We start from the raw sequence: 23,923 nt of genomic DNA, 5'->3' as shown, positions 1-23,923 counted from the left end.
TTATTCCACCTCCCAGTCAGTATAGAAAATTTCGATAGCATCAAGCGGTTTGGCGCCGAGCTTGAAATAGGCATAATCGTTCTCGCTTGTCTTATCTGGATTTTCCGAGAAACTGAATTTGTCTGCAATGGCCTTCTGCTGAGCACGAATTTTGAGATATTCCAACACAGCAGCAATAAACATGCTCCGGCCTTCCTTGTCATTATCAAGCTTGGCCTTCCAGCGCTTACCCGCTTCGTAGATATCGTTCATTACTTGGTCAATCGTAGCGGATACGCGAATCTTCCCAAAGTCCTCACGCTCATTTGGTCCGATTGTGGTCAGGGTGTTAATAGCAGATTCGATAATGTATTTGTAACCATCTCGTGTAGCCATCAGCGTTCCCTCTGCCAGTCCTTTTAGTGCCTCAGTATGGCTCCAGTCCACTTTTGCCAATGTCATAGGCACTTCAACACCCGTAAATGACTTATTGGCAGGCGTACCCGCAACCAGCCCAGCCACCCATGCAGCCCATTCGACGGATGTGTAGGTCTTGCCGTTGGTGTGTTCACCAGCCAACGAGCAGTTAATTACATAACGGGCATTCATGGCCCGTGAACGTGCGTTGTGCGCCTCAATGTCGCCGTCCGTAGCTGCCGGGCCAGCGACAACCACCGTCGCCAGCTTATGACCCTTATCGCGACGATCTAGCAGCCATTGTTTGGCGGCAGCTTGTACAGCCGGATCAGTAGCGGAAAGGTAAATAGTATCAAACGTCAGGCCGTACACCCGGTTGAAGATGCGATTCCAGTCGGTCGCTGCCAATGTGGCCGTGCCAGTTGTACCGCCATCCAGCTTGGTGTAAGCCGTATCTGTAAAAGCAGTCGCGCCGGTATCTTTAAACCGAACCATAGCGGACTTTTTAAGAGCTTCCACAGCAGCGGCTTTGTCAGCTACAAGATACGTTTCGGTATCATATACGCCCTTGGTGTCGCGGACTACGATCTCCTTTTTGGTGTCATCGATAAGAGCCGGACGCACCATGTATTCGAAATCATTGCCTCGTGTCCCTGGATAACGTGCCTCGATCGTGTAGCTGTCAGCAACAGCGACAGATGCAGCCTTCTCTTCCCCGTTTGTAACTCGATAGCCAATAACAGTCGCCCCGCTTTCGGCAGCAAGCTCCAGTACATCAACAAGCTTGCCGGACTCCTTAAGGCGCTCCGAATCATTAGCCATATCTACGGCTTGGTTCGGTGCGCCCCATTCGGCCTGATAGGGAATGAGTACGCGGCCAGTTGTTGGAACAACCCGAGACCGTGCCTTTACTAGCAATTCAATGTACGCGCTGGGCCTAACCCGCTGAATTGTCATTTGGCGTTTCCTCCTTTGGTTTTTTCACTTGTGGTACTTCTGGTTTAACAGGCATAGAAGCAGGGACTTCCTTGACCGGATGCAAATACGCATCCAGTCTTTGCTCCACTTCTGCCCGCGAAAGCAAGGCGCAAGCAGCGCAATCAAAAAGAGCGCCCGCAATCTCGTAAGGCTCTGCCTTCAAGACCACTGCGCTCCCTATCCATTCCTGCTTATTCCGTTTGTTTAAATCGTCAGTCATATGTCAAATTCCTCCCCGTTGTGACTGATGTAGAAATCATTAATCTTTTGTATCGTGCTGCCATCGTCATTCACCATCGGTTTCGGTATGTGCAACAGATAAGAGTATCGAAACGTAAGTTCCACCTGATCTGCCTTCTTCCGAGTTCGTGGTGGCTCGATAACCAACACAACCCCGAAGCGCTTGGAAGCAACGTTAAACCGCTGCTGCCGAAGGTAGGTGAAAAACGGGTCAAGATCAAGCGGTATAGGTTCCCCTTCGTTCTCTTCAGTAACTCGTTCCTTGTCATAGTGGAATACCAGCCCCACATCCTCAATTATCCTGTCAGCCCTCGGCGTGTGAACCTTGTCCGAAACAATGTCCGTCTCGATGAACACGGCTGGCAATTTGAAGTCACCAGCCATCCATTTAGACCGATCTCGCAGGATAGACAGATCAGGATACACCCGCCGCACGATCTCAGCCCAGGCTTTTACTCCCACATCCATCATCAGCGCAACATCCTTTCGAGTTCGACTTCCAGGCGTCGCATGATCAGTTGGTTCATCCCGCCCTCAAGGTGCTCCACGGCAATATCGAAATAGTGCCGACCGATGAAACTGCGGGGCTTTGCCATAAACCCGGTTTTGGCAGATGGATCATACACGAAAGAGCCACCACCATTCCAGTAACCCGGCACAAAATGTTTTTTCTCAATGGTGTAACCATCATTGACCAATTGTGCATAAGGCAGGTTGGAACCAAGCTCCAGCGTGATCGCGTTGCGGTCTACATCCCATTCCCATACGTTGTTATCGTCGCCACGGGAAAAGGACTGCCACATGGCCCCAGTGTCGATCAGATCCTGTCGGTCGATTTCATCAATGATCAGGTTGAGCAGCGTTTCCCCGGCTGCCTCTGCGATGTTACGTAAAATGCGTTCCATCCCCTCATCTGCAATGCGCCTAAAACGTCGGGCCAGCCCATCAAAATCATGCACGGTCATTTCCCTTCACCTCACATGTTACAAGCAGCTCGCGCCAGTAACGACGCGGAATGGAGTCGATCACCAGGTATCGGCGGCCTAGCAGCACCACTTCGTCGCTGAGTTTAACGTCAGCCTGTTTCGGAATACCTATCGTCTTTTTGACGATGTACATTACCGGCTTAGAATCTGCTTTCGCTTCCGTCTGTGTTTTCACGACAAAGCATTTCAGATCAGCAACTTTACCGGATTTCCGATCATCGAACAGGTCGTCATCATCCCTTTTGCTCTCTGTCCGATACACAGACAGTGGCGTGTGAAAACGATGGTTCATAACAAATAAGCCGTGATGTTTCCATCATCCGGTCCAGTCTGCTTCTTCACCCACAAGAACAGGATAGCGTCCACATCGGCATTACCAGTTGTTTTGCCCTCCACGGCCTGCCGGGTGTACGTCCAAGCCCCATCGCTTTCGGACGCGTAGTTACGCGCTACCGATGCGAGATATTCCTCGCTGTCCTGTAGGGCTAACCCCTCAGAGAGCTTCACCCAAGCAAGCAAGAGCTGCTTATCAGGTTCAGCCGGGAAGGGAACAGGCAAGTATAACTCAATCCGTACCTGTGCGTCGTCAATGTATTGTTGTAACAGCTCTGCCGGTGCCTCTTGGATAGGGGTTACGCGGCTACGCTGTTGGAGTATTGTTGGCGTCAGCATTTTTACCGTCAGCCCCTTCAGGTTTCGGTTGATCACCTGCAGGTGGCGTATTGTCGGTAGGCTTACCTCCACCGCGTAGCGCAGTGATCAGATCCTGTGTATTCATGTTGCTAAATCCCTTAATCCCGGCAGCCTTAGCTTTATCTTTAAGCTGTACCAACGTCAGGTCTTCCAGCGGAATAACCCTTTCTTCCTTGATATCAAAATCGGATCGTTCACGAAAATTTTTAATGACAGATTCGCTTTCAACCAACACTGGAACTTTGGCCGGGAAGCGGATGCCGTAAAGCATCAAAGAGGTGTTTTCTCCTCGATATGTGATATAGGCCATTAAAATTCCACCCCTTCGACGTATGCCACGGCTCCTGGCTCTTCGAAGATAGAGTCGTAATCGGAATGGATAGCGTAGAAACGCTTGTCCGCGAGAATGGCTTCTCTGCCCTCGGTCGTCTTACGAATCTGCATATCGTACGTATTGACCAAGACAAAGTTCTGTTGGTACGTAAAGATGATAGCTCCCTCTGGCATATGAGCTACTTCCTCAACCTCATAGCTGTTCACCTTCTTCACGCCGCCCGTAATCTGCAATTGGATGGATGCACTGGTGTCCTTCTCAGCCAAAGCCTGAAGCCGCTTAGAAAAGGTATTCGGATGCATGAAATACTTAAATACACCACCAGTACGCAGACGAGTTGGAATCGCACGTTCCAGTTCAAACAGTACACCCTTTTTCTGAGGGTCCTTCAACGTGGTCCAATCAATGTAATTGCCTTTGGTCTTCGCATGTTTCAACCAACCGTTATTCATACTTAGGAAAGCATAATCCGGGTCTGTATTCGGCGTAGCAGTATCCCCGTTAAACCCAATATCCTGCATATTTTCACCATAGTTTTTGGTCATGGCTGCCATAATAATATCCTCACCGTTCTGACCACGTACACGAGCGGTTTGACGGATAAATTCCTCGGTGATTTCGAATGGCAAAACAACTGGCTCTACGGCATACGGAACTTGCGGTAATGTTGGGGTAGGCGTATTGTCAGCCATAATATTTTCCTTTTTGCTGCGCAAGTTACGGCCAGTAACACCGATTTTGTCAAGTGTACCTTTAGAGCTGATCTTGTTAACCGTTCGAATCCCCTTTAGAAACTCCGTAGATTCATAAGCCATTTCGGTAAACTTGTCCACCTGCTCATAGTTCAGGGCTGTTTGGTCCGACGTAGTCGTGATGGTAGACTTAATAATTTGTCCGTTTGTTCTCATGTTTATCTCCCCTTTCGATTACAGAAGGCCGCCGAAGCTTACGCCGCCAGATTTTTGAATTTCGTCTATGGTACCGCCTTGAGCGGAACCACCACGGCTGTTCTTTACAACTTGTACGTCAGTAGCCAGCGCTTGGACCTGCTCAGTCAGCGGTGCCAGCGCCTTAGTAATCGCATCAGTCAATGCGTTTGCTTGTGGTTCAGCAGGCTGTTCTGTTCCCGCTGGCTGTTCAGGCTCCGCCCCTTCTTGTTTCTTCAATTCAGTAACTTGCGTCGACAGGGTTTCTACCTGCTTGGCAATTGGAGCCACGGCAGCCTGTACAGCCTTTGCAATGTCTTCAGCTTTCAAATCGTCTTCCTCCTCGTTCCCCTCATCTTCTTCAGGGGCGGTTTTTGTTTTTAATTCGGTTAATGCAGCAATGGCATCATCAATGTGCTTCAGGTTGCCGGCAGAAATCTTCTTCCCTGCTTTAGCAATCTGTTTAGGTGGGCTACCGATTGCCTTCACAATATCCTCTTGAACGAGCACTTCCTGAGCGATGTCCACAAAGTCCTGAAGGGCTTCGCGGATTAATTCAGGATCGCTCCCCATGCCGCTCTCCCAACTATCCCAACGAAAAAGAACCGCGTTTAAAGCATCCTGTGCAGCCCAAAATTCGCGGTTCTTACGGTTCTTATTGTATTTGTCAGCGACTGCGCCTTTCTCAATCAATCCCATTGCACCGAGCGCTTTAACGATTTTACCCAAGAGTCCTTTGGATACCTCCCCATCTTCATTGATCTCTTCCCGCTTACCGACCCCCCACATAGAGAAACCAGTAATTTCGCCTTTCTGAATGTCATCCCAAGTGTCGTCATCCGTTACCTTTACCCCAGCTACCCAGGAGCCTTTAACAATAGTCTGTTCACCGATTTCCATATCACAAGGAGCAATATAGGATTCGACTACATAACCCTTGTCCGTATCCAGATCATGCTGCTTGTCGATGTTATAGGTATGCTGTTTCTCCATGAAGAGATGGGCGGCCTTCTCAATTTCTTCCGCATCCATCTGATCCCCATGAGCGTCAGCCACGTCCGGCTGATATACCACACCGATTACAACCTTCTTGGCATCGTCAATCTTCGCAATCTGTACTTGCTTCTGGATGGCATTTTTTCCGGCAGATTTAATGATTGCAAATGGAACACCGTTGGCTCCTTTATCAACCAGCGAAATATGTGTAATCTTTGCATCTTTCAATTTAAAGGTCATATTCTCTTTCACCTCCTTTCTATATTGGAAATTATCCCAATTACTTGTATAATAAACTTACCTCTAAGAAAGGGAAGTGATTAGTTGACAAAGCTTTTGATCTTCCCTTGTTCTTCTAGATAGAAGTATTCTTTAATTTATTGAATCTGAGAGACCGAATTAGGTCCAAAGTGGACCATAACTAAGGTCAATTGTAGATGAAAAGTTTCAGAATACTCTCTCTGCCATGAGCTATAAGGGGATAATAATTTAGCAGGGTCACGTCTGCATAAGTCATGGCATCGCCCATAGAAGCTGAAGTGGCACCTTCAGTGTTACCGATTATTCAGCCAACGATGCTGAAAAACCAGCGGCCATACTGGACGGAGTTCCACTATCCGTGATCGGTATCTGCAGGAGATTAAGAAGTAAACAAGCGTGAGACAATCCCCAGGAGTGGTGCCAAACTCCTGGGTTTGTTATTGATTTAACACCAATTGCATTGTGCACCGACAATTAACAATCTCCTTTGCCTCACCCGCTGGATCACCGGGATACATCAGTTTACTGTCGCCGACTTTAAACGGTTCATCCAACGGAACCACCTGACCATTGGCCTTGCGGTGGCTCTTTCGGGTACGTGTGCCAGAAGCAGAGCGCCATTTCTTGCCCTTGCCAATCTCCGACTGTTTCCAGCCCTCCAGCTTGCCACCGTTGGCAGCCGCCGTGCTCATGGTTCGTGATACCCGCTGCGCACGTTGCATGCTGAAAGGTCCGTCCTCGCCGCTGGCAGCCTGTGCGCTGACCTCCTGCACCAACAAAGCCCGCTCCGAAGGTGTAGCTCCTTCCTCAATGGCTTTGCCGAAGCTACGCAGCAACACATCCGTAGAAGCTTTGTTCATGTCCGGTACCAGCTTCTTGAGCTTTTTGGAAAAACGGCCAGCAGCCTTGTTCCCTGTGCTCCATACCTTTTCCTTGTCCAGTGCCATCAGTTCCGTTTCACCGGCCAAGTGAAACAATGGCTCAAATGCTTCCTGCACCGCCTGCTCGAATAGCTCCGCGAACACATCCGTAGTGTGCAAGGCAATAAGCACCTTACCCAGTTCCCCGATATTGCCCAGGGCATCCTCGCTTAGTTCTGAAATGGCATCATGAAGGGCTTGCCCCTGTAACTCCAGAATCTCAGTTATGCGATCCTCGCCCTGCTTGTACAGTTCTTCCAGCACCTTACGCTCAACATAGCTTAGCTCAAGGCTATCCAGAAATTCATCGTCGTCAGCTTTGGCGATCAGCGCCCAGCAGGACTCACACATGTAAGCCTGCCTCCTTGTCAGCCTGTTTTAACAAGCGTTTGGCAATTGTAGCAACACGCTCTTGCAAATCGTCTGTATCGGTGTCAGGCTCTGGCTCAAGCAATGCGGGCTGACTGGCTGCAAGTTGTGCAATCGGTGTGTCCAGATATTCCTCGGTGAACTTGGTTTCGTCGATGGTAGTTCCCAGCACGTCCTCGGCAATCGGAATCAGATCCCGCACCAGCATAATGCCCCGGTCTGCGATAAAGTCCAGCATAGCCTTACGATCCGCAGGGTCAATGATCTTCGGCCCACGTAAAACAGCACGTACCCGGAAAATGTCCATAGCCGGAAACAAGCGCTTATTAAATATTTCTGCCATGATCCACTTGCGGTAAGGCTCAAAAACTTGTTCTTCTGCAAAGCGTAGAGCTGCATCGGCGGTCGCCCTGTTGTAATCCGAGCTTTGACCGACCAAGATTGGAGGCAGTCGGAAGGCGGACAGGATATCAGCTTTCTTTTCCTTTCCATACTCTAGAAAGAGTGCATCTTGTTGCAGCAGGTCGTTAAGCTTATCCAGCTTAATAGACACCTTCTCGACCTTTTCATCGATTGGGCCGCCTGTCTCCTCCCCCTTAGCTTCGAGATACAAAATCCCGCCTTGAGAATCGGAACCCTTCACCTTTTTAAGCAGCTCCATAGACTGTTTTGTCAGGCGGCCATTCGTAACGGTCAGCAACATAGAGAGCATACGACCATTGGAGAAGTAGGAAACGTTCAGTTCCTCGGCTTCACGGCTGCCGACCACGCCAGGCGCATTGCCGAACCAACGTGGCTCCCCATAGGGGCCGTCATGACCGATACGAAGCGGGATAATCTGATTTCCCTCCCTACCTTCCTCTGCCTCCGTACCAAATAAGCGAAACCATACGACGGAAGTATTACGTTTCATCGCATATCGCCGGGTGTAAAGCTCCTGTGAAAATTCTTCCACTTGTTTCGTAGAGCTGATTCGACGTTTGCGCTTGATAGTCGCCTTCGTACTTTCCTTCGTACAGCGGATATATTTCGGGTTCATCCGGAAGATAGTCGGGAACTCCGACCCTACAGGCCAAGCTACCTCTACATGAGCCATTCCCGTACTTTCCAAGTCTTCGATCAACTGACTTATAATCTCGTCCGGTGTGTCTTCCAGATTGCAAGTTTCGAGAAACTTCTCCGCCTTGTTCCAATCGTCCAGAGCGGTTTTATCGTTTTCCCCCGGCAAATACTCCAGGGCAATACCATAACCAGCGATGTTGCGTTTATATGCCTCTATGCATTGCGGTATGATGTTGGAGTTTTTGACCAGCAGCTTGCAGGAAGCAGGGTCATTGCCGAGTGCGAAGGGTAACAGACCGTGAAGATCGTACAGATCGTCAAATAAATCCGGCAATTGAGCGCTGGACGGTATATGTTGTTCATCGTCCGCCTTGCTGATCTGAAACCACTGTGCATTTCCCTCACTCATTGCTTAAATCCACCCCACTCCCTCGTTGTAATCATCACGGGATTCAGCCCGTTTTTGCTGTTTCTTCTTGAACCATTCAAACCATTTATCAGCTACTTGTCGCACCTGCAAGGCAATGGAGTACGCAAGAATTCTATCGTCATGGCACCCACTGTCTGCTTCAGCTCTGCCGTTCTTGTCTATTAACGTCATGCACTCGCTGTACAGTTCGGGGCAGTAGATATCATAGAGCTGGTCCCGAATCGCTTCTTTAAAGTCACTAATCATGACTGGTCGCGTCGCTTGGTTGGTATTCCAGCCTAAACTCTTCTTGTGCATGAACAACAGCGGATAGTGGCAAGTATTGAACAACGTATTCAGGACGGATTCCCCAGTGTTGTTGTTCTCCACGGCCAATAGTGCCGTATTGTAATACAAACCAAACGTGTTCAGCTTCTTGCCATACAAGTCGGTGTCCCATTTGCCGTGCAGAGCCGCGCACATTTCGCCAGTGCGTTCTTCCAGCACATAAGCCGCATCATAGTCACCGTCCTCTTTCCCCTTAGCAGTATCAGCCGCCAGAACGTACCTTTTTCCTTGCTCCGGCTGTCGATACATAACCAGCTCGCCAGCATGCGCCGGGATGATCTTGTTTTTAACAAAATCAATCTCGTAGTGGCTGCCAATGATACTGATTCCATCCCGCAATTGTTTGATAAATTTGTTATCAAAGATGCCTTCACCGGATAGTAAGAAAGCATCACCGGGCTCAGAAGGATACTCCTGGTCAAACTGCCGCGGATCGCCACCGCAGTCGTTCCGAATGGTATATCGACGCCATTGCAATTGTTCATCGTCCAAACTATATTTTGCTTTTAGCTCCCGTTCTTCTCCGGTTAACTCAAAGCCTGGCGGAACTGGCTTACGATAGTCAGGCATTTCGAACCACGCAAAAAAGAGCGGAGTAAAATCACTCTCGCCCTTAACGGCTGCATCCCACATTTTTTTGAACTCTTCCATGCCATTGGCGGTAGATTCGATCACGCCCAAGCTTCCCGGTTCCTTGGACAAGGCTGCCAGTAGGGACAATAGATGCTTCTTTTTCTTCTTGGCTGGCCAGAACGCCACCTCTGAAGCATGAAGATAATGGATCGTGTCCGAACGGGCAAGCACCCGGCTTTCCGCAGTCTGTACAGTGATCTTCGATTTGAGCCCCGGATTCTTCCGGCGGTCCGCTGTCCGAATCGTCGGATTTTCAAAGGTGAGTTTCTTAGCATTGTTCTTTCGGCTCATTGGTTTGATGATTGCCGGCACCTTTTCATAATAGAACTGGAACATATCATAAAGGTTGCTAGAAGCATCAGAAGACTGCGCGACGATAAAGGCGTTCTTGGCCTCTTGCAGGGACGTGAAATAATAGATAAGTGCTTCCGTGACAGTGGAAAAACCCATCTGCCGGGCTTTAAGGATAATAATCCGGACAGGCTTGCCAGCTTCGATCTGCCTAAATACTTCACGGACAAATGTCCGTTGAGCATCATTAAGCGTCAGCGGCATAATACGGCCACTCTTCGTTTTTATCTTGAGCATACGCCAGCAGAACTGTTCAAAGTCGGCTAGGATTCCTTTTAGCTCATCCAGTTTTTCAGGTCGATCCCTTAGCCGCCGCTTGGCTCTTTTTCGATGCTCCTTAGCAAGAGTAATTACCATTCGTCGTCATCTTCCTCATCGTCTTCATCACTTTCATCCCCTTCCGCGCCGCCATAGCCTAACAACTTACGTTTCTCCAGCTCCAGCCGTTCGCGAGCAATCTCCAGCTTTTCTTCCTCCTGCTGCAAGCTGGCAATAAGGTTAATAACCCGAAGCTTTTTATCACGGGTTTTGACCAGCGCTTCTTCCTGTTTCAAAATCTTATCCAGCTTGGAAGTAGTGACGGTCGTAATTTCAGTGACCTTCATCCCTTCAGTTTCAACGGACAGATTGATTTGCTTACCTGTCTTCGGGCTAGTGTAAGGAACCTTGTCCTTGCGCTGGTGTAGCTCCTGTTTGATCTTCTTTTCCTCATCCGTCAGACCAGCTTCAAGCTGCTTGACCCGGCGCATGTGCCGTCGCTCTTGGATAGACAGCATAATAAGCTGTTCGTTGAGCTGGGCCAAAGGGGAAGTATCAATCTGATCAAACAGCTCTTGCTCGTCTTCCTCCAACGTATCCAGAAAGATAGTTTCATACATCCCTGTCTTGAGGGCCTTTTTATTACGAAAAGGACCACCCAGCCCACCACTATTTCCCTTGGCGTTTTGGTTACCTGGGGGAGCACCGCCGCGATTGCCAACAGCGTTCTTGTTCCCCTTTGGCGCTCCCCTTGGGTTAGGAGCGTTCCCTTTCGTTCCATTTGGAACGTTCCCATTGGAGGAAGCAAAAACGTTCCCTTTCAATTCATCCTGCCAGCAGTCAATAGACTTCCATTTGCGGACCCTGCCTTCAGGAATAGAAAGAGCGGCGGCGATGTCTTTTAACTTCATCGTTCCGTCGCTCTCCAGCCACATCTGTTTTGCCTTGTCCCGCTCAGGACTTCGCTCTCTTGCCATGCTACACAATCACCACCCCCAACAAAAAAAGCGAGCCTCATAGGCTCGCTTTCCCAGCAATTATATTTAAAAATTCGTATTAGTACTAGTCCGAACTCCGAGCTTTCCAGACATGGAGCCAGAACCACTACTTAAACTAACATAAAATTTCCCTGAGGACCACGCCTTGCTTTTATTTAATATTTCATCGAATGTTTTACCGGGTTTTACTGTTCCACTGTACTTTTCCGCACCAGATACACTTCCCTGATTTACGGTAAAGGATATAGTAGTGTCTCCTGTATTTCTCAAGTACAGTCTTACGTATCCATATCCTCCTTTAATGTCAAAATCAGCAGAATCATTAAATCCAGCTACTGGACGATCGACAATTTGTCCATCAGTAGCCTGTGGAGTAATGACATGGTCACCAGTAGTTGTTGTAACAGCATCCTGGGTCGCCGTAGTGGATGTTTTTGCAGAATCAGTTACAGTATCTGAATCCGCAAAAATCGCATTGGGTACGGCAACAGCCCCTCCAATAATACCTAAAGCTAAGGCTGACGCAACTAAATGTTTTTTCTTCAAAGCTTATTCCTCCTATATTTGTATATTAAACTACCTCCTCATTCTACTAAAAGATTCCATGTTTTTAATTTTCCTTACAATAAAATCATAATGTTGTTTAATAAATCCATTTTTATGCATTGACTAACAATATTATAATACGGATTTACAGCTCATCCTTCTGAAGCTTAATATCCAATTCAATCAGGCGATCCAGATCCTGAACCGTCTGCATTTTTATATTTCCAGCCTGTAGGTCTTTGACCCACTGTGCGATTCCTGCCTTAACAATCTTTCGGTACTGCGCCTTGGATTCGAGGATTCCCTCGACGATCTCTATTTCACGTTGTAGTAATGCATCTTGTTGTTCGTTGTCTGTTCCCATTGTCGTATCCCTCGGCTTCCGTTATTATGGAATGCGAGATAGCGGATGTCTGCAAAATGCCACGCGTGGCGGGCCGCTGTCTCAGCCGGGGGATACCCTGGATTGGGGGGGAGGACGTTAGCGCGTCCTCCTTTTTCCTATACTACGGGTTCAGCCCGCTGCAATAGGACCGGCTCAATGCCGGTGTTCTCCAGGAATCTTTTTTTAATTACATCGCAGAAGATCGGGTCCAGCTCCAGTGTCCGGCATGTCCGGTCCATCTGATCACATGTCATGAGTGTGGAGCCGCTCCCGCCGAAGAAATCAACGATCTCGTCACCACGCAGACTGCTGTTCTTGATCGGAATAGCCAACAAATCAAGAGGCTTCTGGGTAGGATGGACATACTTGTTCACATCTCCCCTCGAAACCTCCCATACTGTCTCCGGTAGAGGGTCCTCAACAGGCAGACCAGCCTTCCATACCGTTGTCTGTGTCCGATCACCGTACCAGGCTGGAGCTTTGCCCTTCAGGTGGGCATAAAAGACCGGCTCATGTTTAAAGCGGTACTGTGCCCAACCGAAGGTAGCTGAATTCTTAACCCAAACGCATTGTGTCCGGACGACGATGCCGGCTGCGTTCATCGCATCCTCGAACTCCCGCTGATAGGACGAAGGATGGAATACATATATAGCTGCAGTCGGCTGCATTACCACTGCATAGTTGGAAAAAACGGCAAACAAAAAGCCCGCGAAGTCCTCAGCGGGCATGTTGTCGTTCATTATGCTGCTACGGCCATCAGCGGCCAGACGCTCTGAGACACTCTCAACGGCCACATTATAAGGTGGATCAGTAACGACCAGCGCTGCTTTGGCTCCATCCATTAAAAGTGCAACATCATCAGGCTTGGTCGCATCTCCACACACCAAGCGGTGCCGGCCTAGTTGCCACACATCCCCGCGCCTGGTCTCCGGCTCCTTGATTTCATCTAGAGCACGCTGGACGTCAAAGTCATCATCGGTAACCGGAAGGTCCAAATCTTCATCATGTGGCACAGCAAACTCTGCGGCCAGATCCTCGAACTCTTCCAAATCGAAGCCGGACAGGGCCAGATTAGCCCCACTCACCTGCAGATCATCAAGCAATCGATAAAGGGCTTCATCATCCCAACTCCCGCCGACCTTATTAAGCGCTAGGTTGAGAAGCTTTTCCTGCTGGTCGTCCAGGTCGACAACACTTACAGTCAGCTCCGTATGACCCAGCTCATTGACCATGATCTTGTACCGCTGATGACCGCCAACCATGTTCCCAGTGCGCACGTTCCAGACGATGGGCTCGACATAACCAAAGGATTCGATGCTGGCTTTAAGCTTCTCGTATTCTGGATCACCAGGCTGAAGGTCATCCCGTGGGTTATATGCTGCTGCGTTGATTTGTTCGATTGGTAGGACTCTGATTTCCATGATGAACACCTCCAAAAATTCTTCCGCACATAAAGATGTAGATAGATAGACTACTAGAGTGAGAACAAGAGAAGGGAGGAAGCTACATGCTTACCGCACTGAGTGTAACAATTCCATTCATCTGCTTGACGTTGGTTGTTTACTTCATCTATAAAATCATTGCTGTAGTCATCAAAAACTCAAGGTAAAACAAAGAGGGCAGACCATGACGGTTTGCCCTGTATTTGTGTTGAGTTGGTTTCCGTTATTCGGGTGGCAGGATAATAGGCTGTCAGACTGTGTGTATGCCCTCTCTCTGCTTTCTTATGCACTTCTTCCGGCATTCGTCCGTATAACAGGAAGAAGGCTCAGAATAGCTCACATATTGTAGAATGAGGGCAAAAGAAAAAGCACTCAATTATGAGTGCTCAGATTCTCGTCATTAATTTCACTAAGAGAGTTAATTCTCCAAAACCAAAATAAAATGTATAAAAACAAACACACACAACACACAACGACAGAATGTATCGTTCCCTTCCATTCTGCTCCAAGAATTCGATAGAATAGTATAATGTTTAAATATGATAAAACAGAAAAAAAGGTTATATTCAAGTTTAACATGAATAGTTGTTCAATTAGAGTATACGATAGTGACTGTTGTTTAAATTCACTCCAAATTGTCATTCTGGAAATAAATAAAAACAACAGAATTAGAATACTCAAGTATAAAGATGCCTCTATTACGATTTTACAAACAGGAATAATACCCGCCCAAGCATTAAATTCAATCTTCTTAGCAAAATACTTCATTGCTTGAACAAAACCTAGATAGACATCCGGATAAAAAAAATCTGTTAAGTAAATAACAATACTTATAAATAAAGACCCTGATAAAAACTTATTTAGCGTTAAATTCTTAAATTCTTTAAAGTTGAATAACATATCCATCTAAATATTCACTCCTTTAATTGATCATGATTCGACAATCAGAAAGATTTTTCCTCTTTGACACATGGTCGTAAGCAAAACTGTTTTACGCCATCCCATCTACCCCATACACAACCTTTGCATTTCTTCGGCTGTTTGGGTTGAGAACGTAGCGACAGGAGCTTATTACGTTTTCGGGCCATGACGACGTTCACTCCTATTTCTTGGTGCTTCTGCTCGGCTGTGCGTGACTCTAATCAGCCATTTAATGAATTTCACCATGGATATAAACACCCCTGGACTAATCCGCGCTCTGAATCTGGATTCTCGTTGGCAACAGCTTCAGCGGTTGATTGACAATACGGGCATTTCAGATCTTTGCCTTAAGATTTTTTGATGTTTACAAGGAACGATTCTCTACACTCTCTATTAATGCATTCGTATTTCTCCAACAATGGTTGTTCCATGTTACCGCCCCTTTGAATGCCAAAAAAAGCCGATCCATGAAGGAACGACTTTGGCTGATATATGTACGATTTTGGCTGTTTAAATTACGTTTCCGCAAAAAAATACCGCTATCTGCTGCTATTACGTCTTATAAGAATGGCGTCCGTACCGTCCGCAGTAAAAACGCTGCGCTCTTTACTAAAAGCAATTGAACTTAGTAACAAGAGAGGAAGAACAAGACCATTTTACTGATTTCAGAAATTGGCCGTCAAAGAACTAAGACCGGACAATACCGGAAAATGGGCAGTTAAACCATTATAAGCTGGCTTTTGCTCACTTTCTCGATATTAATCATCCCAGACAATTCTTTCACCCAGTTTATCCTCATCACCCGACTTCATGGTTTCCCAGCACGTATCACAAAAGGATGCACCCATTGTTGTGTTCTCTGGATTCGGATTGGGGTCATTGCAAAGCATACATTTCCCTGCTTTCGGGCTCTTTTTCACAATATCGCTCCCATCGATGAAAAAATAAAAGACACGCTGCGGAATTGAACCGCGCAAGGGTTCTGACCAGGCTGTTTCATGTTTCCGCTGGTTAACTGGTTCCTTGCCGCCTGCGCGTGCCATGAGTAATGTGGGCGGGGGCCACTCTCCCCCGCATGGAATGACTTACCGTTTAACCGCAATCTGCAAACTGTGTCGATCTACCGCTGTGCGTTACGGGTGCCCCTAAGTGAAGCAAGGATCTACCCTTGTTCGCGGCCACATAATCGGGCCTTCCCTTGCGCGCACTGGTCTATGCCGCTGAGCAGTATGTCCCTCTATCCCCTTGCAGGAGTCACTGAGGCTATCAACTGTCATCTGCAGGTGTCATCCTACGTTGTAGCGTCTCTCTTCCGCCACCACATTCAAAAACTACAGGAGCTTTGCTGCGAGTTGCTTGAGCACCAACGGTGTCGGGATAAGCTGGCCATCTTTCTTGTTGCCTTTGACGTAAGCCTTGTCCTCAAAGGCATAGTACACAACGCCCTGACCCTCAACGACTGGGTAGCCACTCTCGTCGTCAGTCAGGCTTGTTTGTACGTGCTTGCCGTGCTGCGAAGCGTGCTCCTCATCGTGTAAGCGTAGGATTCCGTCCTCACTCAAAAATGCGAAACGTGGTTTTGTAGACATGATTAATTCCTCCGAATATAGTTTTATAGAGAAATCAAAAAGGCCGGCACATTGGCCGACCTGATCACCGAGGCTCGAAAGCTGCGATGCGTTCCTTATTTGATTTTCCATGATATAAATTTACTACATGAAAAGTCCAGTGGCGGATCATAAAACGGTCAATTTCCGGTCAAGATTGAGACAGTTCATTCCAAATACGCATCATGTATATGATTACTAAGACCATCTAAATCCGGATACATAGTGAACTGAGTAATATTGTTGAGTTTCAAAAAGTATCTAATCTCTTCAAATAAGGATTCTGGAATTTCGATTTTCTTCAGTATACTTTCGCGAATTAAAGCACCATTACATTCTTCCTCAAGCGGTATGTTACCGTCTCCTTGGACTGTAAACACACCCTGTTGAATTACTTGGCGTGTGGTATTTCTTGTTGGGAAGATTGCTGCCGTTCCAAATGAAAGACGATTTGGTGTCATAATGTACCGCTCATAGGAGACTATCATGGGCATTGAAAATACGGTATACTCACCTGCGCATTTTTTATTAAGTTTTCTGGGGTGCAACATCCAGAGTACAGGTGCTTCATTTTTTTGTGTAGCAAAAAATAGAGCTGTTAAAAGAGATGGTGACCAGTCCAACAGTCTTGTCTTTACTCCATGATGTTGCATAATAAATAGAAGTTCCCAGTCTTTCTCACCATTTAAAAAAGGATGACCAAGACTTATAAATCTACGATATGCCGTCTCTTCATAATTTTTTTTATCTTCAATCTCTTTAAGCTGGTCAATCCTAAATAAACCGGAGTTCAAAGGCTTGTCACATGTTTGGCCCCGAAACCAAATCTCTTTATTATGATGAAAGTCACAAAATGCTTTTATTTCATCAAAAAACATCTTAAATTCAGATGAAAACCCCATGTTCAATCACCCATTCCACATTTTTGTATTCCAATTATAATCTAAACTAATGATTTTGGATTAAAAAGGTCGACATCAGCCGACCTCAAACGATATTTCATCAGTCTTATTAAAAACTGTTAACTTTAACGCAGTTGCAAGAATCCCTACCGCTTCTCCTTTTAAACGTCGAAACGTACTATCACTAATTCCCATCTCTCCGCAACTGATGTAATCGAATTCCCCTTCATGATCCAGGTAGCTTCGCTGAATAACCTCCCGTTGCATACTGGACAATTTGCTCATTGCAAGCTCCAACAGCCGATCTTTAGCCTGAAGCTCTGCCTCCTTGTCCACGTTGTATGTGGCAATTTCCTCCGTCTGCTTGCTGATCACATTGGTGGATTGATGCTCTCTATAAGTATAGGACTGCGTTATAGCAGCCTCGCGCCGTACAAAACCAATCTGCCGATACTGCCGAACTGTCTCCAGATATTCCTCCACCGCAAGGCGGGTGGCTTTCTCATCGACCGGCAGAATGTTAAAAGTCAGTTGTAAGCTGTTTTTTCTTCTTTTCCCCATTATGTTCCCCTCACCCGTGGTATAATTTGGTGAGGTTTAAGAGTGCTGACCCCCGCGAGCCCGGCCAAGGAATGCGGGGTTGTTTGTATTCTTGTGGAAGAAGAACAGCATTACATCTCTTCCTTTGCAATTTTCATCGCTTCTTGCACCAGTTGCTTCGCGTAGTCCCCATTTGGTCTCGGAGCATCCAACACATCGTATATATCCTGTAAATGAAGCAACACACGCTCGTCCGTCCCTGCCTGCTGGCGGTCCGATGCTTCCGGGTCAAAACCGAGCAGTCGCATCGTATCATCCAGCTCCAAACGCATATCCATGAGCCGCTCTATCGCTGCGTTAATGTTTGCCAAGGTTCACACCTCCTTAGTAGCAAGGTCCTCTGAATTTCAAACTTTAGTCATCACTCTTCCAAGATGTTTACCGTAGTCGTAGAGCTTCTTAGTAGTTGTTCCATGTCACTCACCCTTTCAAAATTCTTTTTGGGAAATATGAATCTTTCTATTAAGTCTGCCGTTATAACAAATGAGGTGATATTATGACGTACAAAAAAATAAAACGCTGGACGAAGACCGTTTTAAAATTACTTTTTATCGTGAATGTAACAGGACTTGTTGTTTTTATAGGCTATCTAATATTTGATGTGCTTACTGACAAAAAAGCGCTAGTTAGTACTCCAGCTGTTAACTCAATTGCATTAATATTAGGAATGCTTTCACTGCCGGGAATAGTTGTTCAACTGGTATCTCTACTTAACATCAATGAGAAGAAAACTTTTTCATTGACTTCCCAGTGCCCTCATTGCAGACATTTAGTTGAAATGAAAATGAAAGAGGATTAAGATCATATGTTCCGTTTATAAAATGCAGGTGGCCGCCGTAGCCCGTGAGGGTAGGGGCCACGTTGCTTTATGAAAGGAACGGCTTACGCCGCTCCCCCGCTTCTCATTTGTTTGGCAACCATCTTCTTATAAGCCGTCCATTTGGTAGTAATCTGGCCACTGGTCAAGCCGATGCTTTTAGCAATCTGCATCCACGTCTTGCCTTCTTCACGACGCTGATGAAGCAATGTAGGGAAATCAAGAGGGATGTCGTCGAAGTTAGGACGGACTTTCAGAATATATTCCTCCAGCTCCTCATTATTGATTACCGGCTCGGAATTTGTGTCAGTATCAGGATTTGAGCCGTCCTCCGGCTTGTTGTCTTCAGATTCATTTTCTTCAGTCTGCTCGGACGAATCAGTATTAGCACCTTCTTGTTCTTCTTGCTGACCGTTTACTGGCTCCTCATCTTTCGGTGGTACCGTATTGACTTGGCCTTTGCGCCATTCATCCCACTTGGCAGCCATTGGCGCGACCCGCTTCCGGTATTCATCCACCATAACCACAAACACGCCCACACCCATACCAATATCAGCAGCTATTTTCAGATAGGTGTCCCCACCGGCCAAGCGCTCTGTAATTTCCACAAAGTCATACTGCATGTCGTCAAAGCGTGGCGCCAGACCGCTGAGTATAAATTCCTGAATAATTTCAAGGTCAATCTGCTCTGGATCAGCTTTAACCTCCACTTTCTCAGGAGGAAGCCCGAGATCCATGGAGAGCTGTTCCCCTTCTGGCTTCGCTACAGAAACCACACCACCATCATCCACGGTGTATTTCGTGATTGGCTTGCCTGTTCTGGCATTTTTCAAAACTTTGTACGTGACAATCTGTGAATCCAGACCTCCGATAACTTTAAGCTCCAACATGCTTTGAAGCGTATTATATTGACCGTCCAGTTCAGAAGCTGGGATACTGATTGTAATTTCCGTTTCTTCCGATGACTTGAGATTGATCTTTTTAACCGTACCTTTGAAATTGATATAGCTCATCTTTAAGCCACTCCCTTAATGAAATTTTGATGATAGGCCCAGCAAAGTGCGATAGCGTCTGAAGGATCAAAAAGACGTTCCCTTATGTCCCCGATTTTGTACTTGCCCCGTGGATCGTTTTTCTTGTACAGGACAGGAACCGCAATTTCGTCATAGTCGAGGTCGAACAGCATCTGCATTTCCATGGCGACTGTCTCTTTGTCCGCATTCCCTTTACCAGTCTGAATTTTGAGCTCCGAAGGACGGATGCCCACAATCGGCTTGTCCAAATGCAGGGCAGCCAAGGAAACAGAAGTATACGCCCCTACAAGTGCTAGTACACTGTTGGCATTTTTAAAGTGAACTGGACGCTCCAGTACAATCAATTCCGGTTCTTCCTGCTCGATCAGTCGGAATGTGTCCTGGTAGATGGCGTCCAAAACACCAGGCATTGCAATTGACGAATAGTCCCTTAATCCAAAGTCTATCGGCTTACCATTTCGCATTGTGGCCCAACCAGCAAAATTCGTGCCGTGGTCAATCCCCATGATCTTCAAAGCTGCTTCCCCCTTTTTTTACGCTTACGTGACTGTTTGGCCAGCAACATACTGTGTTCAAGGACAAATACCTCGCCTATCACCCTGCCGCTTCGGTCTCGTACAGTTTGCTTTAACTGAGTTTGATATATCGGGTCCTTTATCTGGGGCTGCATGACCTGTCACCTCCAGCGATAGGCCAGTCACCAAGAATCAGGCGAAATTCGGCCATTCCTTCGATCAGTTCGGTCTGGTCGATGTCCGGCAGTTCCTCAAGTAATTCCGATTTATTCGGAACTCGTCCAGTACGGACGAAACGGTGCTTCATGTACTCGTAGACACTCCAACGTGTCCAACATGACGGCTGCATCAGGCTCGTACCTTGTATGGCTGCAATGCCCCATAGTGCTTATTTAGCAGCCACCGCTTCCCCGAGAATTTGTTTAGCAGCACGACTCCATCTGCCGTTTCTCTTTCAGAGAGCCAGTTGTCTAGCGTCACGCCTGGTCTGGCCTTTAGCAATCCAATCTTTTGCTTCTTGGTGAGTCGTTTCCCCTGTTTCATGTTCGTTCCTCCCCTAAGCGATTTGTTGTGTGTCTTTCTCAAATTTGAGCTTCACCACTCCAGTAGGACCATTACGTTGTTTGGCGAGGTTGATTTCCAAAATACCTGGGTCCGGTGTGTCAGGGTTGTAGTATTCGTCCCTATACAGCAGAAGGATATCGTCAGCAACTGCGCTGATTGCTGCGCTGCCTGATAAGTCTGAAACGAACGGCCTTTTATTCTGCCGGCTCTCCACATCCTGCTTGACCTGTGATAAACCGATCAACGCGCAATCACAGTCTTTTGCCGCCTTCCGTAGCTTCTGACAAACCCTGTGCAACCCAGAACCGCTGTTGTCGTTTCGTTCAGCAGGCTCGACCACTTCTTGCAAGTAATCTACAATGACCAAATCAAGTCCTTCTTGCCGCTTCAATCGGCGCATTTCGGAACAAATGTACTCCGCAGTCACACCACGGCTATCGTCAATATGAATTTTCCGCAGAAACTCCATCTGCATAGAAATACGCTCGATCTGTTCCGGCTTCAGATGCCCTGAACGTATAGCTTGCAAAGGAATGCTGCACAGATTAGCGATCATCCGGTTATAAATCTGCGCCTTGGACATTTCCAAGCTAAAGTCCGCAACCTTATGTCCCCGCTGGGTGGCCCGCATCTTAATTTCATTGGCAACGGCTGATTTACCCATGCTAGTTCGAGCTCCAATGACAACTAGGTTAGTACGCTGGAACCCTAGCGTCAGTCGGTCCAATGCTGACCAGCCTGTCATAATGCCAAGCGCTCGGGAAGGATCTTGCGTTTTAAGTACCAAGTCCTCATACCACTGGATGATGTCGTCAACCGCCGTATCCTTTTGCAATGCTTTAGGACGAATATCCAGTGAACGCTGTTCAAATTCATCCAGTAATTCCTCAAACCCGCCTGATGACAAATCCAAAAATTTATCGCGGTATTCACCGACCAAATCCAGCGCTTTACGACGAGCATCGGTTTCGATAAGCTGCCTGATATTCTGCTCCAGCATTGAAACTGCAACGGCAGAGCTGGCCAGTTTAGACAGGTAATAAACTCCACCCACCTTTTCAAGATGCTTTTCGAATACCGTCACCAACATAGTCATGGACAGTTCCTGTTCAGTCCGCTGTAGTTCTAGTATCATTTTCAGCAGATTGCGATGCCAAGGTTGTGTAAATAAGCTTGGTTCTAGTGTTACGGCGACTTCCCCAACAAGGGAGGGGTCTCGAAAAAAGGAACCTAATATTTCAGCCTCAAGTAACTCCGTATTCAGCAAGTCGCTGCTCATCTGCCTTTCTCATCAAGATCGTAATGGGGTCGTCTTCTTGAATTTTTGCTTCCGCCGGTGAAGCCCGATCCATTCGGCGTTCCGCTTCTGGTCCCCCGCGTTTACGGTATCCTTCCAGCGTGCCACGTACATAAGCCAGACTCTTTTTCTTCTGTCGAACGGCTTCCCTCATGGCTTTCAGAAGCCATTCTCCACCGTAATCGTCGAAAAGGGCTCCCAAGTCTTCGGTTTCAAACGGGGTGACCTTCCCTGAATCTGCAAAATTGTTTTCGTAAGCGCGGTAGATATAGCCAAAGGAATGGTCCGAAGGAATCTCTCCTCCCCCATCCCTTTGTTCTGTATCTAATTCCTGTACAGTATCTAAAGATGTAGTAGTGTTTTTTTTAATAATTGCTTTAAATATTGTTTTAGAGAGCTGAAATCCCTTGGTATGACAGCAAAAATCGCGCTTCACAGTTACCTTTTTAGTAACTGGCGAGTTACCTTTTTGGTAACTGAACAGTTGCCTTTTGTGTAACTGAGTTACCTTTTTAGTAACTCGGATCGGTTGCCTTTTTGGTAACTCAGTTACTTTTTTAGTAACTGGTTTGCCGAGATTTGGGGTATGAGTTTCAATGTTAATTTTGATTAAATCGTTCATCATTTTGGGGTCATATCGTTCCACCACATCGACAGTCCACGTGTCATAGTACTTATTGATCTGGAACACATTCATGTGCTCGTCCCAAAACAGCACATGATTTTCAACCAGCTTTTTTAGTTCCTTTTTGATATGTTCCTTCCGAACACCGCATAGCTCAAAATGTTTAAGCATAGGAATCTTAGCCGATGGCTTCCCGCATCCCCAGCTCAGCGTGAGGACAAAATCAATAATATCCCGCTGCCGCTGAGTAAACTTCCGCCGGATCAGCTCTCGATGTATTTCATGTGATATGCGTATATGTGCGTCCGTAGGCTGAGGATTTACATTGGAGTCCACCGGCTTCACCACCTAATCTCTTGCGTTTTATATATAAATACCGTTCGCTTCTTCAGACCGCTTGAATCATTTACACACTCTGCTCCCTACCATCCCGCAGAAATATATAAGGGTACTTAGCTCGAACCACTGTCCAACCTGGATAGCCCCGCGCGAAGTATTCTCGCACCTCGCGCTTAAAGGCTACAGGGTCGGACTCTTTAATCCGCCAAATGTGTTCACCGATCATGCTGCGTAACAGCGGCTTGCCAGTAATCTCATCTATAGAACTCATTCAAATTCCAGTTCGTCCTGACCTGATCCATCAGCAGGCTGCTGCGAATCAGTGTTATTTGGCTGAGCTGCATCACCTGTCTGAGGTGTTTCACCGTCTTTAGGTTCGGCTGGCATATCAAAGACAAAAGGTTCATCGTTTGGAGTGATATCTTTACGCACCGTTTCATCCTGAGTAACCGCAGAAGCAATCTCCACGCTGATGGGTAGCCACTTCCACCCGGAACGTACAACTGTCTTCTTGCACATTTCGGTATAGTCAGTCACCCAAGGCCCTTTACTGGATGCTTTGGAACGCTTCTTATGTTCCTCAATCTCGCTGATCGGCATGTAATGGATAAAATGACCGCCGTCATTAAACTTGGCAACCATATAAGCTCCGATGATCTTCCCTGACTCGGCAGGTTGAGCGTCCTTGCGCAAAAACCAAGGAACGTGCTGCAATTTTTCCTCCAGCCCATATGTCAGCTCAATGAAATCATTTTCATAGACTTCGTGAGCGGCAATAGACTTGATGTTTCCAGACCGTCGTGCCAGATCAATCATGCCTTTGTAGCCGATGATGAATGTGGCTTCTGTGCCGTATGGGATGATGTAGCAATGACCGATTAGACCCGGTTCCAGACCAAGTTGCGCGGCTTGCATGACCGCCCCCATGAGAGACGGCATAGAGCATTCCAGTAGCTTCGGATTCGTGCGGATCGTCGTCAGCGCAATACGGCTGAGCCGATCAATGCTCATATGCTTTGGCATAGCCTCCGCAATCTGATACTTCATTTTGTCCATATAAGCAGCGATAGTCTGAGAAGGTGTAGGCGCATCGTTTTTTGCCCCAGCCGCCTTATTTTGGAGCTTCTTCTCAAGTTGTGTTCCGGTAGCACGTTGTCCTGCCATAATAGCC

Annotated in this window: 30 protein-coding genes; 1 reads left to right on the top strand and 29 read right to left on the bottom strand. The window is 47.1% G+C overall.

Annotation, left to right across the window (positions count from 1 at the left end; all coding sequences use genetic code 11):
- The 21 genes from NSS94_RS02605 to NSS94_RS02505 form a co-directional block, all read right to left on the bottom strand.
- Positions 1–1,353, bottom strand: coding sequence for a phage tail sheath subtilisin-like domain-containing protein (locus NSS94_RS02605; RefSeq protein ID WP_341038548.1), 1,353 nt, complete (start codon positions 1,351–1,353; stop codon positions 1–3).
- Positions 1,334–1,594: a hypothetical protein gene (locus tag NSS94_RS02600; RefSeq protein ID WP_341038546.1), complete on the bottom strand. Its 261-nt coding sequence runs from the start codon at positions 1,592–1,594 to the stop codon at positions 1,334–1,336. Before NSS94_RS02600 ends, NSS94_RS02605 begins: the two co-directional genes overlap by 20 nt.
- On the bottom strand, positions 1,591–2,085 hold the full coding sequence (locus NSS94_RS02595) for a hypothetical protein (RefSeq protein ID WP_341038544.1): 495 nt from the start codon (positions 2,083–2,085) through the stop codon (positions 1,591–1,593). Before NSS94_RS02595 ends, NSS94_RS02600 begins: the two co-directional genes overlap by 4 nt.
- Positions 2,085–2,579 carry an HK97 gp10 family phage protein gene (locus NSS94_RS02590; RefSeq protein WP_014599841.1) on the bottom strand — a complete coding sequence of 165 codons (495 nt, stop codon included), beginning with the start codon at positions 2,577–2,579 and terminating at the stop codon, positions 2,085–2,087. Before NSS94_RS02590 ends, NSS94_RS02595 begins: the two co-directional genes overlap by 1 nt.
- Entirely contained in the window at positions 2,566–2,892 is a 327-nt protein-coding gene (locus tag NSS94_RS02585; protein ID WP_076293301.1) for a hypothetical protein, read from the bottom strand. The genes NSS94_RS02590 and NSS94_RS02585 overlap by 14 nt, the downstream gene beginning before the upstream one ends.
- The gene (locus NSS94_RS02580) at positions 2,889–3,308 is read right to left on the bottom strand and encodes a hypothetical protein (RefSeq protein ID WP_341038541.1); all 420 of its coding nucleotides are present in this window, start codon (positions 3,306–3,308) and stop codon (positions 2,889–2,891) included. The genes NSS94_RS02585 and NSS94_RS02580 overlap by 4 nt, the downstream gene beginning before the upstream one ends.
- Complete coding sequence (locus NSS94_RS02575; RefSeq protein WP_076293302.1) at positions 3,241–3,603, bottom strand: Rho termination factor N-terminal domain-containing protein; 363 nt, start codon at positions 3,601–3,603, stop codon at positions 3,241–3,243. Before NSS94_RS02575 ends, NSS94_RS02580 begins: the two co-directional genes overlap by 68 nt.
- Positions 3,603–4,535: a phage major capsid protein gene (locus tag NSS94_RS02570; protein ID WP_025682608.1), complete on the bottom strand. Its 933-nt coding sequence runs from the start codon at positions 4,533–4,535 to the stop codon at positions 3,603–3,605. The genes NSS94_RS02575 and NSS94_RS02570 overlap by 1 nt, the downstream gene beginning before the upstream one ends.
- Before the next feature lie 18 nt (positions 4,536–4,553).
- Positions 4,554–5,789, bottom strand: coding sequence for an XkdF-like putative serine protease domain-containing protein (locus tag NSS94_RS02565; RefSeq protein WP_341038538.1), 1,236 nt, complete (start codon positions 5,787–5,789; stop codon positions 4,554–4,556).
- 458 nt (positions 5,790–6,247) lie between these two features.
- The gene (locus tag NSS94_RS02560; RefSeq protein ID WP_341038537.1) at positions 6,248–7,081 is read right to left on the bottom strand and encodes a phage minor head protein; all 834 of its coding nucleotides are present in this window, start codon (positions 7,079–7,081) and stop codon (positions 6,248–6,250) included.
- On the bottom strand, positions 7,074–8,570 hold the full coding sequence (locus NSS94_RS02555; protein ID WP_341038535.1) for a phage portal protein: 1,497 nt from the start codon (positions 8,568–8,570) through the stop codon (positions 7,074–7,076). Before NSS94_RS02555 ends, NSS94_RS02560 begins: the two co-directional genes overlap by 8 nt.
- A 3-nt stretch (positions 8,571–8,573) precedes the next feature.
- Positions 8,574–10,259 (bottom strand): DNA packaging protein, encoded by a 1,686-nt coding sequence (locus NSS94_RS02550; RefSeq protein ID WP_341038533.1) that lies wholly within the window; start codon positions 10,257–10,259, stop codon positions 8,574–8,576.
- The gene (locus NSS94_RS02545; RefSeq protein ID WP_341038531.1) at positions 10,253–11,137 is read right to left on the bottom strand and encodes a phage terminase small subunit-related protein; all 885 of its coding nucleotides are present in this window, start codon (positions 11,135–11,137) and stop codon (positions 10,253–10,255) included. Before NSS94_RS02545 ends, NSS94_RS02550 begins: the two co-directional genes overlap by 7 nt.
- 66 nt (positions 11,138–11,203) lie before the next feature.
- Complete coding sequence (locus NSS94_RS02540; protein ID WP_341038530.1) at positions 11,204–11,704, bottom strand: hypothetical protein; 501 nt, start codon at positions 11,702–11,704, stop codon at positions 11,204–11,206.
- A gap of 145 nt (positions 11,705–11,849) precedes the next feature.
- On the bottom strand, positions 11,850–12,068 hold the full coding sequence (locus tag NSS94_RS02535) for a hypothetical protein (protein WP_013372024.1): 219 nt from the start codon (positions 12,066–12,068) through the stop codon (positions 11,850–11,852).
- 137 nt (positions 12,069–12,205) lie between these two features.
- A complete protein-coding gene (locus tag NSS94_RS02530) occupies positions 12,206–13,510 on the bottom strand; it encodes a site-specific DNA-methyltransferase (protein WP_341038529.1) in 1,305 nt (434 codons plus the stop codon).
- A gap of 1,700 nt (positions 13,511–15,210) precedes the next feature.
- A complete protein-coding gene (locus NSS94_RS02525) occupies positions 15,211–15,495 on the bottom strand; it encodes a hypothetical protein (RefSeq protein ID WP_341038527.1) in 285 nt (94 codons plus the stop codon).
- Between the two features lie 288 nt (positions 15,496–15,783).
- Complete coding sequence (locus NSS94_RS02520) at positions 15,784–16,041, bottom strand: hypothetical protein (protein ID WP_341038525.1); 258 nt, start codon at positions 16,039–16,041, stop codon at positions 15,784–15,786.
- Positions 16,042–16,226: 185 nt separating this feature from the next.
- Positions 16,227–16,937 carry an FRG domain-containing protein gene (locus tag NSS94_RS02515; protein ID WP_341038523.1) on the bottom strand — a complete coding sequence of 237 codons (711 nt, stop codon included), beginning with the start codon at positions 16,935–16,937 and terminating at the stop codon, positions 16,227–16,229.
- Positions 16,938–17,036: 99 nt separating this feature from the next.
- A complete protein-coding gene (locus tag NSS94_RS02510; RefSeq protein WP_341038521.1) occupies positions 17,037–17,522 on the bottom strand; it encodes an ArpU family phage packaging/lysis transcriptional regulator in 486 nt (161 codons plus the stop codon).
- A gap of 110 nt (positions 17,523–17,632) precedes the next feature.
- Positions 17,633–17,872 carry a hypothetical protein gene (locus NSS94_RS02505; RefSeq protein ID WP_250273330.1) on the bottom strand — a complete coding sequence of 80 codons (240 nt, stop codon included), beginning with the start codon at positions 17,870–17,872 and terminating at the stop codon, positions 17,633–17,635.
- 185 nt (positions 17,873–18,057) lie between these two features.
- On the opposite strand from NSS94_RS02505, the gene NSS94_RS02500 reads away from it, so the two are divergent.
- Entirely contained in the window at positions 18,058–18,360 is a 303-nt protein-coding gene (locus NSS94_RS02500) for a hypothetical protein (RefSeq protein WP_029517865.1), read from the top strand.
- An 83-nt stretch (positions 18,361–18,443) separates the two neighbouring features.
- On the opposite strand, the gene NSS94_RS02495 is transcribed toward NSS94_RS02500, so the two are convergent.
- The 8 genes from NSS94_RS02495 to recT form a co-directional block, all read right to left on the bottom strand.
- Positions 18,444–19,391, bottom strand: coding sequence for a hypothetical protein (locus NSS94_RS02495; RefSeq protein WP_341038517.1), 948 nt, complete (start codon positions 19,389–19,391; stop codon positions 18,444–18,446).
- Between the two features lie 2 nt (positions 19,392–19,393).
- A complete protein-coding gene (locus NSS94_RS02490; RefSeq protein ID WP_341040378.1) occupies positions 19,394–19,918 on the bottom strand; it encodes a crossover junction endodeoxyribonuclease RuvC in 525 nt (174 codons plus the stop codon).
- Between the two features lie 148 nt (positions 19,919–20,066).
- Positions 20,067–20,276, bottom strand: coding sequence for a hypothetical protein (locus NSS94_RS02485; RefSeq protein ID WP_341038516.1), 210 nt, complete (start codon positions 20,274–20,276; stop codon positions 20,067–20,069).
- Positions 20,276–20,470 carry a DUF6906 family protein gene (locus NSS94_RS02480; protein WP_043921414.1) on the bottom strand — a complete coding sequence of 65 codons (195 nt, stop codon included), beginning with the start codon at positions 20,468–20,470 and terminating at the stop codon, positions 20,276–20,278. Before NSS94_RS02480 ends, NSS94_RS02485 begins: the two co-directional genes overlap by 1 nt.
- 13 nt (positions 20,471–20,483) lie before the next feature.
- A complete protein-coding gene (locus tag NSS94_RS02475; RefSeq protein WP_341038513.1) occupies positions 20,484–21,770 on the bottom strand; it encodes a replicative DNA helicase in 1,287 nt (428 codons plus the stop codon).
- Positions 21,736–22,749 (bottom strand): replication protein, encoded by a 1,014-nt coding sequence (locus tag NSS94_RS02470; protein ID WP_341038511.1) that lies wholly within the window; start codon positions 22,747–22,749, stop codon positions 21,736–21,738. Before NSS94_RS02470 ends, NSS94_RS02475 begins: the two co-directional genes overlap by 35 nt.
- Positions 22,750–22,819: 70 nt before the next feature.
- Entirely contained in the window at positions 22,820–23,023 is a 204-nt protein-coding gene (locus NSS94_RS02465; RefSeq protein WP_318627246.1) for a hypothetical protein, read from the bottom strand.
- Entirely contained in the window at positions 23,020–23,916 is an 897-nt protein-coding gene (recT, locus tag NSS94_RS02460; RefSeq protein WP_341038508.1) for a recombination protein RecT, read from the bottom strand. The genes NSS94_RS02465 and recT overlap by 4 nt, the downstream gene beginning before the upstream one ends.
- Positions 23,917–23,923 lie beyond the last annotated feature (7 nt).

Origin of the sequence: Paenibacillus sp. FSL L8-0644 (genome assembly GCF_038008165.1) — a bacterium.
Taxonomy (GTDB): Bacteria; Bacillota; Bacilli; order Paenibacillales; family Paenibacillaceae; genus Paenibacillus; species Paenibacillus polymyxa_D.
The sequence above is the reverse complement of the archived record's forward strand: the minus strand, read 5'-3'. Positions and strand labels throughout refer to the sequence as shown.

Coding starts and splice junctions, on each gene's coding strand:
- NSS94_RS02605 (WP_341038548.1), bottom strand. CDS start 1,353: ATGACAATTCAGCGGGTTAGGCCCAGCGCGTACATTGAATTGCTAGTA.
- NSS94_RS02600 (WP_341038546.1), bottom strand. CDS start 1,594: ATGACTGACGATTTAAACAAACGGAATAAGCAGGAATGGATAGGGAGC.
- NSS94_RS02595 (WP_341038544.1), bottom strand. CDS start 2,085: ATGATGGATGTGGGAGTAAAAGCCTGGGCTGAGATCGTGCGGCGGGTG.
- NSS94_RS02590 (WP_014599841.1), bottom strand. CDS start 2,579: ATGACCGTGCATGATTTTGATGGGCTGGCCCGACGTTTTAGGCGCATT.
- NSS94_RS02585 (WP_076293301.1), bottom strand. CDS start 2,892: ATGAACCATCGTTTTCACACGCCACTGTCTGTGTATCGGACAGAGAGC.
- NSS94_RS02575 (WP_076293302.1), bottom strand. CDS start 3,603: ATGGCCTATATCACATATCGAGGAGAAAACACCTCTTTGATGCTTTAC.
- NSS94_RS02570 (WP_025682608.1), bottom strand. CDS start 4,535: ATGAGAACAAACGGACAAATTATTAAGTCTACCATCACGACTACGTCG.
- NSS94_RS02565 (WP_341038538.1), bottom strand. CDS start 5,789: ATGACCTTTAAATTGAAAGATGCAAAGATTACACATATTTCGCTGGTT.
- NSS94_RS02560 (WP_341038537.1), bottom strand. CDS start 7,081: ATGTGTGAGTCCTGCTGGGCGCTGATCGCCAAAGCTGACGACGATGAA.
- NSS94_RS02555 (WP_341038535.1), bottom strand. CDS start 8,570: ATGAGTGAGGGAAATGCACAGTGGTTTCAGATCAGCAAGGCGGACGAT.
- NSS94_RS02550 (WP_341038533.1), bottom strand. CDS start 10,259: ATGGTAATTACTCTTGCTAAGGAGCATCGAAAAAGAGCCAAGCGGCGG.
- NSS94_RS02545 (WP_341038531.1), bottom strand. CDS start 11,137: ATGGCAAGAGAGCGAAGTCCTGAGCGGGACAAGGCAAAACAGATGTGG.
- NSS94_RS02535 (WP_013372024.1), bottom strand. CDS start 12,068: ATGGGAACAGACAACGAACAACAAGATGCATTACTACAACGTGAAATA.
- NSS94_RS02530 (WP_341038529.1), bottom strand. CDS start 13,510: ATGGAAATCAGAGTCCTACCAATCGAACAAATCAACGCAGCAGCATAT.
- NSS94_RS02525 (WP_341038527.1), bottom strand. CDS start 15,495: ATGGCACGCGCAGGCGGCAAGGAACCAGTTAACCAGCGGAAACATGAA.
- NSS94_RS02520 (WP_341038525.1), bottom strand. CDS start 16,041: ATGTCTACAAAACCACGTTTCGCATTTTTGAGTGAGGACGGAATCCTA.
- NSS94_RS02515 (WP_341038523.1), bottom strand. CDS start 16,937: ATGTTTTTTGATGAAATAAAAGCATTTTGTGACTTTCATCATAATAAA.
- NSS94_RS02510 (WP_341038521.1), bottom strand. CDS start 17,522: ATGGGGAAAAGAAGAAAAAACAGCTTACAACTGACTTTTAACATTCTG.
- NSS94_RS02500 (WP_029517865.1), top strand. CDS start 18,058: ATGACGTACAAAAAAATAAAACGCTGGACGAAGACCGTTTTAAAATTA.
- NSS94_RS02495 (WP_341038517.1), bottom strand. CDS start 19,391: ATGAGCTATATCAATTTCAAAGGTACGGTTAAAAAGATCAATCTCAAG.
- NSS94_RS02490 (WP_341040378.1), bottom strand. CDS start 19,918: ATGGGGATTGACCACGGCACGAATTTTGCTGGTTGGGCCACAATGCGA.
- NSS94_RS02485 (WP_341038516.1), bottom strand. CDS start 20,276: ATGCAGCCGTCATGTTGGACACGTTGGAGTGTCTACGAGTACATGAAG.
- NSS94_RS02480 (WP_043921414.1), bottom strand. CDS start 20,470: ATGAAACAGGGGAAACGACTCACCAAGAAGCAAAAGATTGGATTGCTA.
- NSS94_RS02475 (WP_341038513.1), bottom strand. CDS start 21,770: ATGAGCAGCGACTTGCTGAATACGGAGTTACTTGAGGCTGAAATATTA.
- NSS94_RS02465 (WP_318627246.1), bottom strand. CDS start 23,023: ATGAGTTCTATAGATGAGATTACTGGCAAGCCGCTGTTACGCAGCATG.
- recT (WP_341038508.1), bottom strand. CDS start 23,916: ATGGCAGGACAACGTGCTACCGGAACACAACTTGAGAAGAAGCTCCAA.